The following is an 11,198-nucleotide window of genomic DNA, read 5'->3' on the forward strand; positions in this document are numbered from 1 at the left end:
TGGTTGGTAAGGCGGGAAATCTATCCATTTCATTGTTTTTGTTTGGTATTTTTGGTGTTTTTCTCGATACTCAGCATGGTTGGAAGCTGCTGTACACATCTATCTATTTCTTGGTAACGTTTGAGCTAAATCAATAACTCGGCATTCACATCCCTTTATAGTTTTCGGGCTTGCAACATATAAAACGAAAACTAAAAGGAATACGTGATGAAAAAGATCCTTCCTCTGATGATCGCAGCAGCGCTTGCGTCCCCCGTCGCCATGGCTCACCAGGCCGGCGATTTTCTGGTGCGTGGCGGCCTGGCTTTCGTTTCTCCGCAAACGAGCAGTGACAACGTGCTGGGTACCGGCGAGCTGGAAATCGACAGCAATATGCAGCTGGGTCTGACGCTCTCCTATCTGATCACCGACAACTGGGGTGTCGAGCTGCTGGCGGCCACGCCCTTCTCCCACTCCGTCTCCACCGCCGGCCTGGGCGAAGTGGCCAAGGTCAAGCACCTGCCGCCGACCCTGATGGCGCAGTACTACTTCGGTGATGCCAACAGCAAGGTTCGCCCCTATATCGGTGCCGGTATCAACTACACCACCTTCTTCGACGAGCAGGGCCGCGGTGCGCTGGATGGTACCGATGTGAGCGTTGACTCCTCCTGGGGCATGGCCGGTCAGGTCGGTCTGGACATGGCGATCAATGACCGCTGGTTCGTCAACGCTTCCGCCTGGATCATCGATATCGATACCGATGTGCACACCGCCGTCGGGACCATCAATACCTCCATCGATCCCATGGCCTTCATGTTTGGTGTCGGCTATCGCTTCTGATAGGACACAGGGTTGGCCTCCCCACGGGCCATTACAGCTAGCATGTCTCTTTGGCCCGGCACAGTCCGGGCCCTTTTACGGTCAGGCCACTCCCCGCCAACTGTGATCCAACCCCATATAGATCAATAAAATACCCTCTGTCTCCCCTCTATAATTCGCCCCTTGTGCCGATAGTGTCTATGTTCACGTTACCTTTCCCCCACGAGTGAGGATGTCTCCATGGGTTTATCTATTGTGCAGCGGATCATCGCCGGATTTGTGTTGATGCTGCTGCTGTTGATCCTGCTGGGTGTGATCAGCACCCTGAAGATCAGGGGCATCAACGACGGTTTGTCGCAGGTCTCCGACCGGGCAACCCCCCTGGTGATTGCGGTGGCCGGTCTGAAGGGCGCCTTGCAGGACAGTAACCGCTGGGTGCTGGTCTACCGGACCAATGAGGATGGCAGTCAGTTACCGCAGCTGGCCAGTCAGTTCAAGGAGCAGCAGGCGCGTTTCAGTCAGCTGAGCCAGGAGATGGACAAGTTCAGCGGAGTGGCCGAGGCCGGTTCCCGCTTCCAGCAGGTCGATACCGCCACCAAACAGTTCTACGGCCTGGCCGAACAGGTGCTCTCCCAGCACAGCCAATGGGTCAATGCCCAGGATCAGCGCCACAAGCTGGAGATTGCCTTCATCCGGCTGGAAGACACCTACCAGTGGGCGGCCGATCTGCTGCTGCAGCAGACCGCCAGCAAGCGCTCCATGCGCAACAAGGCGGAGCTCATCACCTCGGGCATCGCACGCGACCTGAAGAACATTCGCCGGGCCGATGCCAAGACCGACCTCAACGAACTGGAGAAGGTGCTGAGCAAGGACATCGAGATGGCGCGCAAGCGGCTTGACCGGGTGCTGGTGCCGGATGATGTGAAGCAGCGCTTCGTCTCCAACCTCGACCGGATGCAGGAGCTGGCGCTCGGCCCGCAGGGGCTGCTCGCCACCATGCGCAATGCCCAGCAGCTGGCCGCTTCGCTGCAGACCCTCAATCAGCAGCTCGACGCCAGCCTGATCAACAGCCTGGGGCTGCTCGACGAGATGGGACAGTCGGCCGGCTCCATCGCCAGCCAGAGCCGCACCACGGCGGATGATGCGGTCAGCAGTGCCAGCTTCTGGATCCTGATCGTGGCCGCCATCTCGGCTGCCGCCGCCCTCATCATCGGCTATACCACGGCGCGCAGCATTCAGCGCCCGCTGCAGATGATCAACAAGGAGCTGGATTACATGGCGGCCGGGGACATGACCCGCCGCATCAATTACCGCAGCAGCTGCGAATTCGGCGCCCTGGCCCGTTCCATCGACGTGCTGGCCGGCAAAACCGGCGAGCTGCTCTCCCAGATCAATGCCGGCTCCCGTCATCTGGTGGAGGAGGCGAGCCGCGCCGCCGAGATAAGCGAACGGGCAGTATCCCGGGTGCAGGATCAGAAGAGCCAGACCGATCAGGTGGCCGCCGCCATCACCGAGCTGGAGGTGAGCGCCACCGAGGTGGCCCGTTCCACCGACGGCACCAAGCGGGAAGTGGATCTGGCGGATGACGAAGCCAGAACCGGCCGTCAGAAGGTGGCAACCACCCGTCGCATCACGGAGCAACTGGCCGGTGCCATGGAGGAGGCAGTCGGCATCACCTACAAGCTGGGCGAATTCAGTGACAACATCGGCAGCATTCTCGACGTGATCCGCAGCATCGCCGAACAGACCAACCTGCTGGCGCTGAACGCAGCCATCGAGGCGGCGCGGGCCGGTGATGCCGGCCGCGGCTTCGCGGTGGTGGCCGACGAGGTGCGGGCGCTGGCCAACCGGACCCAGACGTCGACCGAAGAGATCCAGGCGATGATCGAAAACCTGCAGAGCTCGAGCAAGCTGGTGGTGGAGGTGATGGGACGCAGCCAGGAGCAGACCCACAGCTGTGTCGAACAGACCCGGGAGATGGATGCGGCCCTGCAGTCCATCGCCGACCGGATGAGCGCCATCAAGGCGATGGCGGATCAGGTGGCACACGCGGCTCAGGAGCAGATCTCGGTCAGCCAGGGGGTGGCACGCCACATCTCCGGTATCGCCGAGGTGGCCTACGAGACCGAGCGGGAGGCACGGGAGTCGGCCAGCAGCAGCGAGGTGCTGGCGGATCTGGTGGCCAAGCAGCAGCAATTGATCGCACATTTCAAGGTTTAGGAGGGCTTATGTCTAACAAGTGGATCGGGGCCCTGAGTCTCCTGTTGTGTGGTCAGCTGATGGCCAGCGAGCTGGTGATCGAGAGCTGGCGGATAGATGACAAGGCCTTGTGGGAGCAGAAGATCATCCCTGCCTTCGAGGCCTCCCACCCGGGCATCCAGGTGAAATTCAACGGGGTGCAGAACGTCGACTACATGCCGACCCTGTGGGCCAGCCTGAAGGAGGGCAAGGCGGGGGATCTCATCACCTGTCGGCCGTTCGACGACTCCCTAGCCCTGTTCAAGGCGGGCCACCTGGCGGAGCTGACCGAGATGTCGGGGATGGAGAACTTCCCGAGCTTTGCCCAGTCACCCTGGCAGACCGACTCCGGCGCCCAGACCTTCTGCGTGCCCATGGCCTCGGTGATTCACGGTTTCTTCTACAACAAGAAGATTTTCAGCGAGCTGGGGCTGAGCGTGCCGCAGACCCGGGATGCCTTCTTCGCGGCGCTGGACAAGGTGAAGGCCGATGGCCGCTATGTGCCGCTGGCCATGAGTGGCTCGGAAAGTTGGGTATCCTCCGAGCTCGGCTTCCAGAACATAGGCCCCAACTACTGGAAGGGGGAGGATGGCCGGCTGGCCTTGATCGGCGGGCAGGAGCGCTTTGACAACCCGCCCTACATCAAGGTGTTCGAGGAGCTGACGCGCTGGCGTCCCTACCTCGGCGAAGGTGGCGAGAGCCGCGACTATGCCGCGACCAACGAGCTGTTCACCTCGGGCAAGGCCGCCTTCTACGTGGCGGGTTCCTGGGAGATCGCCCCCTTCACCGGCAAGGTGGACTTTGGCGTGATGCGCCCGCCCGTGGCGAAGCAAGGTGATGGCTGCTTCTTTACTGATCACACCGACATCGGGATGGGCATGAACCCGGCCAGCAAGAACAAGGAGGCGGCCATGGCCTTCCTGCAGTGGCTGACCACGCCCCAGTTTGCCGAGCTCTATACCAACTCGCTGCCCGGCTTCTTCTCCCTCTCCAACCACTTCTTCGAGGTCACCAACCCGGCGGCGAAGGAGATGATGGAGTGGCGGGATCAGTGCGATTCCACCATCCGGGTGGCCACTCAGATCCTCTCCCGCGGTACGCCCAAATTGGGTGACGAACTGGCCGAAGTGAGCCAGGCCGTGCTGCTCGGCAAGATGGAGCCCAAGGCGGCAGCCGATCGGCTGGAGCAGGGGCTGAAGGGCTGGTATCCGCCCCATCAGGGCAACAAGGTGAAAGGGGCAGATTGCCAGTGTGACGCTCCTGCCGCCGTGCCTGCGGTGTCGGCTGCAGCGGCGACCACCGAGCCTGCTGCTGCACCTGTCGCGACGCCGGTGGAGGCAGAGACACCAGCCGCCCCGGCGCCGTCAGCAACGCCTGCCGCAGCGGCATCTGCGGCGGCAGCCCCGCTACCGGCGCAGTCGGCCGAGGTGGAGCAGGCGCTCTCCAATGAGCTGGAAACGCCGCAGCAATAGCTGCCGGCAGATACACAACGGGAGGCTGTCGCCTCCCGTTTTCTTTGCTGCCCGTGCTCTGATTCATTGCTCCGTACGGGGCCAGCGGCAGAGACTGCCGATGCGGGCCACCGGGGCAAAGCCGAGCGAGCGATAGACCCGCTGGGCGTGATAGTGCTCGTCGGCCACTATGATGAGCCGGTCGACCCGCGTCAGCCCGTGCCGGGCAACCTGGCTCAGCAGCTGGCGGCACAATCCCTGATTGCGCCATGCCTGCCGGGTGCGTACCAGCTGGAAGCGACCCAGGGTGTCGGTGAAGAAGAGACCGCAACTGGCGACCAGCTGCTCCTGCTGCCAGATCCCCCACCACTGACCCAGCCCGTCTCCGATCATCGCCTCATACAACTGGCGGCGTGATTGCAGATAGGGCAGGTAGCTCTGCTCCGAGTGGCCGGGATCCCGCTCCTCCAGTTCAAAGGCCAGCCACTCGTCCCAGTCGGTCGGGGTAAAGGGGCGCGCAGCCACCGTCGTTGCCGGCGGTTGCCAGTCTGTGGCCTCCAGTACCAGTACCACGCACTCCATGTACTGGTATCCCGCCGCCACGAAGCCGGCGACCCGGCTGTTCTGGCCGGCCGCGAGAGGCCACTGGAAGGTGCGGTGTCTGACCCGGGGATCCTGCCCGATCAGCTTGTCGAAACTGGCCTCAAGCCAGCCCTTGTCGTGATCGCTAGGGGGAAAGGGGAGCAACAGATAGTTGCCGAAGTAGTAATCGGGAGCATCGGGAGTGCGCACGGCCCAGAACTGCTCATGGTCGACCACGTTGCCCTGATAGCGATCGAACAGCAAGTCGGTGGCAAAGCCGGGGTGGGTGTCCATGATGATGCTCCTGCAAATGGTTCAATTGGTTATCGGCAGGAAGGGGAAGAGGTTGAAAAGGGGCCGGAGAAACCTCCGGCCAAACAATCACACGCAGATTCAGAACGTCCAGGACGATCTGCGTTCATCATAACGCGACTCGCCGGATTTTGGGATGGGGTGCCAATCGTTACTTTGGCTTTATTGCCAAATAAAAATCGGCGGCCTTCATCTCGCTGTAAAACAGTGTTGACTTTGTGCCATTTTCTCATAAAGATAGAAAGACGTTTAGACGTCCAAACATCCGTTTTGACGTAGAGAAATGGATTGCAGGGCAGGGAGAGAGCAGATGGGATTTCACAGCGCACGTCAGGTTGAGGCACTCAACCAGAGTCTGGCAGATTTGAGTGGCGACATATCGGTCAGTTTCGAGTTTTTTCCGCCCAACAGCGAAGGGATGGAAAATACCCTGTGGCAATCCATCGAGCGCCTGAAAGTGCTGGAACCCAAATTCGTGTCGGTGACCTATGGTGCCAACTCGGGCACCCGGGATCGCACGCACAAGGTGATTAAGGACATCAAGGAGCGGACCGGCCTGATCGCCGCCCCTCACCTGACCTGTATCGACGCCAGCCGCGACGAGCTGCGCACCATTGCCCGCGACTACTGGAACAGCGGCATCCGCCATATCGTGGCGCTGCGCGGCGACCTCCCCCAGGGGCTGGAGAAGCCAGAGATGTATGCCACCGACCTGGTAGCCCTGCTCAAGGCCGAAGCGGACTTCGATATCTCGGTGGCCGCCTATCCGGAAGGTCACCCGGAAGCGCGCAGTGCGCAGTCGGATCTGCTCAACCTTAAGCGCAAGATTGATGCCGGTGCCAACCGCGCTATTACCCAGTTCTTCTTTGACGTCGAGACCTACCTGCGTTTTCGGGATCGCTGCGCCGCCATCGGCATTGATGCCGAGATCGTGCCGGGGATCCTGCCGGTCTCCAACTACCAGACCCTGGCCAAGTTTGCCGGTTTCACCAACGTGAAGATCCCGCGCTGGATGCATCAGCGTTTCGAAGGGCTGGATGATGATCAGATGACCCGCAACATGGTGGGGGCCAGCATCGCCATCGATCAGGTACGGGTGCTGAGTCAGGAGGGGGTGAAGGATTTCCACTTCTATACCCTGAACCGCTCCGAGCTGACCTACGCCATCTGCCATACCCTGGGGGTGAGGCCGAAAGGCCAGCCGTAACGGATCGTGGGTACAAAAAAAGCCAATGAGCTGCTCATTGGCTTTTTTGCTATGGCGACCGATCAGGGTCTGGTGGGGGCGATCTCTTTGGGTTCGAGATCGATCACCGCATTGCCGGCGGCGCCGGGGTATTGGTGATAGCTCTGGTCCTGCTCCAGGGTGTAGAAGGTATCCAGATAGTCATCGTTGTTGGTCATCCAGGAGTCGGGCAGCGCCTTGACGATGCGGCCACCGAGATCGAGGAAGGGCAGTGCCTCGGGCACGCCGCCAGCGGTGAAGGCCAGCTTGAGGGCATCGATGAACAGGCCGCTCAGCTCCTTGTAGTTGACGTTGTCGTCCTGCTCCATCATGACGATGTCGACGGCACCCCAGCGATAGCGATCCCAGTAAACCAGGATCTGGTTGGGGGTGTAGTCGGTGTTGTCATAGTCGAGATAGGGCATGTCGACGATGTCGACCACGGGCTCATCCCGGCTGGGATTGACCCCTGCGACCACCGCATACACTTCGGCCGCACCCAGCAGCCAGGGCTCCTGATCATCCTTCAACCGAATTTTCTTCAGGATGCTGGTCTTGAGCGGCGCCGTGCTGGCAGCCGCACGGGGAGCCACCTGCATGTCGGCGGCAGCCAGCGCCTTACGGATCACCTTGAGGCCGGCGTTCTTGGCCTTGACGGGATCAGCTTCCACGACCAGGACCGGACGGGCCGGTGCCTTGTCCACATCCAGATAGACGGGGTTGCCGGCGCTGTCGAAGGCTTCGATGGCGCTCCAGCTCTTCTCATCTCCGCTCGGTACATAGGCGACCAGCGGCTCGACACCCTGCTGCAGCGCGGCGGCCTGTTCCGGGTTGGCCAGTCGCAGCTGCATCAGCTCCTTGACCTCTCCGTCCAGCCCTTGCCGGCTGATGGCCGCCTGGTTGGCATCCCGCGCCTGACGTTTCAGGCGCGGACTGGCCTTTTGCAACAGGTTGGGCAGCGGGCTCTGGTACTCCTGATTGCTCAGCAGCGGCAGCAGGTTCTTCTGCTGCAGCGCGAGCTGGCGGGCCAGCTCCCGATCGGTGTCGGCGGCCTGGGCGGTGGTGGCGCCCAGCAGTGCCAGTAACAAAATGACAGCCTGATTCCTCATTATTATTCTCCAGTTTATGAGTCTGACATGAGGCACGCATCGGGGAAGAAGAAGTGCCTCGCCACCACTTAATGGCAATTAGTTTCAGCTGTGAACCAAATTCTCTGAATTATGTGCGGTGTCTCACGGGGGGCTCCCCAGATGGTCAGGTCAGTTTCTCCGCTGGTTGACTTGATGCAGGATGATGCCGACGAGCAATCCCCAGCAGGCGGCGCCGATGCCGAGCAGGCTGATGCCGGAGGCGGTGATGATGAAGGTCAGCAGGGCGGCCTCACGGGCATCATCGTGTTGCAACGCGGTGTGCAGGCTGCTGCCTATGGTGCCGAGCAGCGCTAGCCCGGCGACACAGGTCACCAGCGTGGCCGGGAAGGCCGTGAAAAGGGCCGCCACCGTGGCCCCGAAACAGCCGGTCAGCAGATAGAAGCCGCCGGCCCATACCGCAGCGGGCCAGCGCCGGTTGGCGTCCGGATCCACCTCTTTCCCCATGCAGATGGCCGCCGTGATGGCCGCCAGGTTGAAGGCGTAGCCACCGAAGGGGGCCAGTAACAGGCCGGTCAGGCCGGTCCAGGTGATGAGAGAGGAGGTGGCGGGTTGATAGCCGTGGGCCCGCAAAATGGTAATGCCGGGCATGTTCTGGGAGGTCATGGTGACGATGAACAGCGGCAGGGCAATGCCGAACAGGGCATCAAAAGAGAATTCTGGCCAGACCATGGCCGGGCCGGCCAGTTGCCAGTGAATGGCGTCAAGCTGCAGCTCCCCTCGCAACAGACAGATGAGGATCCCGACTGCCAGCACCAGCACCATGGTATAGCGGGGACAGAGATGGCGACCGAGCAGGAATGCCAGCAACAGGCTGCCGAGCAGCAAGGGATCGGCTGGCGCAACCTTGAACAGATCCAGTCCGAACTTGAGCAGCACTCCGGCCAGCATGGCCGCCGCCAGCTGGGCCGGGATATGGCGCATCAGCCGATCGAACCAGCCGCTGATGCCGCACAGGGTGATCAATAGAGAAGAAATAACGAAGGCGCCGATGGCCTCGGCCAGGGTGAAGTTGCCGAGACTGGTGATGAGCAGGGCGGCACCCGGGGTCGACCAGGCGGTCAAGACAGGGATGCGGTAATAGAGGGAGAGGCCGATGCAGCTGATACCCATGCCGATGCCCAGCGTACATAGCCAGGAGGAGAGCTGGGCAGCATCGGCCCCTGCTGCCGTGGCTGCCTGAATGATCAGGATGACCGAGCTGGTGTAGCCAACCATCACGGCGATGAAGCCGGCGACCAGATGTGGGAGGGCAAAGGGCATGGTGACGTCCTTGTGGGGTTGTGACGGCTTGTGCGTTATTGCGTACAATATTGCTTCAGACTATATCGCTGTGCGCTATAGCGCACAAGGCGATTCAAGCAAGCGCAACAAAGAGGCAGTCATGCAAGAGATGAATCAGCATCTGGCCCAACGTCTGAAGGGCTTGCGCAGCGAACTGGGCTGGAGCCTGGATGTGGCGGCGCGGGAGACTGGTGTCAGCAAGGCCATGCTGGGCCAGATTGAGCGGGGGGAGTCGAGCCCGACGGTGGCCACTCTGTGGAAGATTGCCACCGGTTTTCGAGTCTCTTTCTCCAGCTTTATCGAGCCGGCTCCCACGGCGCAGGACGATGTGCTTTATCGCACCGCCGATGCCATTCGCCAGCAACCGGCGGGAGAAGGCATGCAGGTCGCTCCCCTCTTCCCTTATGAGGGGCGTTTTGGTTTCGAATTGTTTGAGCTGACTTTGTTGCCCGGCTATCAACGAGAGTCAGAACCCCATGAACCCGGGGTGACCGAACATGTCATCGTCATCAGCGGCCAGATGGAAGTGCTGGTGGAAGGGGAGTGGCGCTCCTTGACGCAGGGGGAGGCGGTGCGTTTCGCGGCCGACCGCCCCCATGGTTATCGAAATCAGGGGGTGGCCCCTGCCATCTTCCACAATCTGATCCACTATCCGGCCAGCAGATCTTAACCATCATGGGTCAGCCAGGACGCCCATCTGCCCGGGGGCTGGTCAGTATGGGGGCATAGACCCAGACAAACAGAGCATATGCCAGGCTCCAGGCAAGGCCGCTCAGGTTCCAGCCGTACAGGGTATAGGCAGGCCAAAGCAGCGGGATCAGCACCCGGAGCAGGGCGGCCATGATGACCAGCCCGAACGCGCACTGGATCCTGCGCCCCACCTGCAAGGCCCGACCGCTGTGGCCGAGGGAAACCCGCGCTATCATCCCCAGGATCATGGTCCCCATGCAGCCGGCACTGAGCAAGTGGCTGGCCAACGACAAGCTGATGGGCAAGCCGGCCGCCAGAGCACCAAGGGCGAGCAGACCGAGAGGAATAAACAGGTAGGCGAGGTGCAGCGACCACAAGAGGGGTTGGCCAAGGGTGGACGGCAGTCGCCAACGCAACTGGCGCCACAAGTGCAAAACGGCCGCCACTATATATAGAGGAAGCAGGTAGAGGCTGATGGCCCATGGGGTGGGCAGCAGCAGCCAGCTCACCAGGGTGAGCCACAGCATGGCAAGGGCAGCCCGCTCCAGCCAGAGAATTGGGACGGCTTTTTCCATCCCGGTGGCTCTGGCGGTAAAGAAGGGAATGACTCGCCCTCCCATCACGGCGATCAGAGTCGTAAACAAGAGCACAGTGGTGATGAGCAGATGTTCCATATCTGCCCACTGTGTCTGCCACAGCCAGCTGGCGGCGTTGAGCAGGGTCAGAACGACAAGCAGAGGCACAAAGAAGAGGTTGCGCCACTGCCTGGTTACCACTATAGGTTTGGCCAGATACCAGGCGCAAAGAGGTAACCAGAGCAGGTCTGCCGTCATCAAGAAGGTATTGTGCTCACCCAGCCAGGGCAGCAAGGCCCTCGGCAATGCCCACAGTACGACGACCAACACTAGGGGCCAGCTTCTGACCCCGGGGTGAGCGGTCCAGTTTTGCACTGCCGTCAGCAGAAATCCCGCGACGATCGCCGCCCCGAAACCAAACAACATCTCGTGAGCATGCCACCAGATGGGGTTGCCAATCCCCGGCAAAACGAACCAGCCATTGAGCTGCCCCAGCCAGCCCAACATCGCCAATGCCGAGAACAAGGCGCCAAGCAGAAAGAAGGGCCTAAACCCGAGACGGAACAGAGGAACGATTTTCTCCTCTTTGCGGCTATCCAGGATCTGATGCATGGCGAGACCTTAATTGAACATTTGAAAAGACAATTATAAAGTGGCTTTTCAAATGTTCAATTTAAATCCAATGAAAGCCCGAAATGGTGTTGATGAGAGCGAAATAGAACCGCTTTGCTGCATATCTGAGCGAACGAGTTTTTTTGGTGAAAAAGCCCTTGTCATCGCGGTGCGCCGCCCTATAATGCGCCCTCACCAGCACGGCGGAACACGCCAACCTGATGAGCTCGCTTCCTCGTGAAGCCAGCGCCGAAAGAAAAGCGAAAACAAGCGCTTGACTTTT

Annotated in this window: 10 protein-coding genes; 5 read left to right on the forward strand and 5 right to left on the reverse strand. The window is 60.8% G+C overall.

What is annotated here, in order from left to right; all coding sequences use genetic code 11:
- Nucleotides 1-207: 207 nt before the first annotated feature.
- From G5134_RS18325 to G5134_RS18335, 3 genes are all read left to right on the forward strand, one after another.
- The gene (locus G5134_RS18325; RefSeq protein WP_005306049.1) at nucleotides 208-819 is read left to right on the forward strand and encodes an OmpW family outer membrane protein; all 612 of its coding nucleotides are present in this window, start codon (nucleotides 208-210) and stop codon (nucleotides 817-819) included.
- Nucleotides 820-1,038: 219 nt separating this feature from the next.
- Nucleotides 1,039-3,018, forward strand: a complete 1,980-nt coding sequence (locus G5134_RS18330) for a HAMP domain-containing methyl-accepting chemotaxis protein (protein WP_005306046.1) — start codon at nucleotides 1,039-1,041, stop codon at nucleotides 3,016-3,018.
- A gap of 8 nt (nucleotides 3,019-3,026) precedes the next feature.
- Nucleotides 3,027-4,508, forward strand: coding sequence for an ABC transporter substrate-binding protein (locus G5134_RS18335; protein WP_421232119.1), 1,482 nt, complete (start codon nucleotides 3,027-3,029; stop codon nucleotides 4,506-4,508).
- Nucleotides 4,509-4,571: 63 nt separating this feature from the next.
- Here G5134_RS18335 and G5134_RS18340 read toward each other — a convergent pair whose 3' ends face one another.
- Nucleotides 4,572-5,363: a GNAT family N-acetyltransferase gene (locus G5134_RS18340; protein ID WP_214454636.1), complete on the reverse strand. Its 792-nt coding sequence runs from the start codon at nucleotides 5,361-5,363 to the stop codon at nucleotides 4,572-4,574.
- Between the two features lie 328 nt (nucleotides 5,364-5,691).
- Here G5134_RS18340 and metF point away from each other — a divergent pair, with 328 nt between their 5' ends.
- Complete coding sequence (gene metF, locus G5134_RS18345; protein WP_005306036.1) at nucleotides 5,692-6,588, forward strand: methylenetetrahydrofolate reductase; 897 nt, start codon at nucleotides 5,692-5,694, stop codon at nucleotides 6,586-6,588.
- 62 nt (nucleotides 6,589-6,650) lie between these two features.
- Here metF and G5134_RS18350 read toward each other — a convergent pair whose 3' ends face one another.
- Both G5134_RS18350 and G5134_RS18355 read right to left on the reverse strand, forming a co-directional pair.
- Nucleotides 6,651-7,715 carry a DUF3103 family protein gene (locus G5134_RS18350; protein ID WP_005306028.1) on the reverse strand — a complete coding sequence of 355 codons (1,065 nt, stop codon included), beginning with the start codon at nucleotides 7,713-7,715 and terminating at the stop codon, nucleotides 6,651-6,653.
- Nucleotides 7,716-7,865: 150 nt separating this feature from the next.
- A complete protein-coding gene (locus G5134_RS18355) occupies nucleotides 7,866-9,017 on the reverse strand; it encodes a benzoate/H(+) symporter BenE family transporter (protein WP_421232120.1) in 1,152 nt (383 codons plus the stop codon).
- Between the two features lie 121 nt (nucleotides 9,018-9,138).
- On the opposite strand from G5134_RS18355, the gene G5134_RS18360 reads away from it, so the two are divergent.
- On the forward strand, nucleotides 9,139-9,708 hold the full coding sequence (locus G5134_RS18360) for a helix-turn-helix domain-containing protein (protein ID WP_005306022.1): 570 nt from the start codon (nucleotides 9,139-9,141) through the stop codon (nucleotides 9,706-9,708).
- Nucleotides 9,709-9,718: 10 nt separating this feature from the next.
- On the opposite strand, the gene G5134_RS18365 is transcribed toward G5134_RS18360, so the two are convergent.
- Complete coding sequence (locus tag G5134_RS18365) at nucleotides 9,719-10,915, reverse strand: NnrS family protein (RefSeq protein ID WP_421232121.1); 1,197 nt, start codon at nucleotides 10,913-10,915, stop codon at nucleotides 9,719-9,721.
- Between the two features lie 61 nt (nucleotides 10,916-10,976).
- Nucleotides 10,977-11,198: hypothetical protein (locus tag G5134_RS18370; RefSeq protein WP_421232122.1), on the reverse strand; the 222-nt coding region annotated here is incomplete at its 5' end.

It is taken from the genome of Aeromonas sp. 600276 (assembly GCF_049175815.1).
GTDB lineage: Bacteria > Pseudomonadota > Gammaproteobacteria > Enterobacterales > Aeromonadaceae > Aeromonas > Aeromonas dhakensis.

Bases quoted from the DNA above. Each gene is read 5' to 3' on its own strand.
- G5134_RS18325 (WP_005306049.1), top strand. From the start codon at position 208: ATGAAAAAGATCCTTCCTCTGATGATCGCAGCAGCGCTTGCGTCCCCC.
- G5134_RS18330 (WP_005306046.1), top strand. From the start codon at position 1,039: ATGGGTTTATCTATTGTGCAGCGGATCATCGCCGGATTTGTGTTGATG.
- G5134_RS18335 (WP_421232119.1), top strand. From the start codon at position 3,027: ATGTCTAACAAGTGGATCGGGGCCCTGAGTCTCCTGTTGTGTGGTCAG.
- G5134_RS18340 (WP_214454636.1), bottom strand. From the start codon at position 5,363: ATGGACACCCACCCCGGCTTTGCCACCGACTTGCTGTTCGATCGCTAT.
- metF (WP_005306036.1), top strand. From the start codon at position 5,692: ATGGGATTTCACAGCGCACGTCAGGTTGAGGCACTCAACCAGAGTCTG.
- G5134_RS18350 (WP_005306028.1), bottom strand. From the start codon at position 7,715: ATGAGGAATCAGGCTGTCATTTTGTTACTGGCACTGCTGGGCGCCACC.
- G5134_RS18355 (WP_421232120.1), bottom strand. From the start codon at position 9,017: ATGCCCTTTGCCCTCCCACATCTGGTCGCCGGCTTCATCGCCGTGATG.
- G5134_RS18360 (WP_005306022.1), top strand. From the start codon at position 9,139: ATGCAAGAGATGAATCAGCATCTGGCCCAACGTCTGAAGGGCTTGCGC.
- G5134_RS18365 (WP_421232121.1), bottom strand. From the start codon at position 10,915: ATGCATCAGATCCTGGATAGCCGCAAAGAGGAGAAAATCGTTCCTCTG.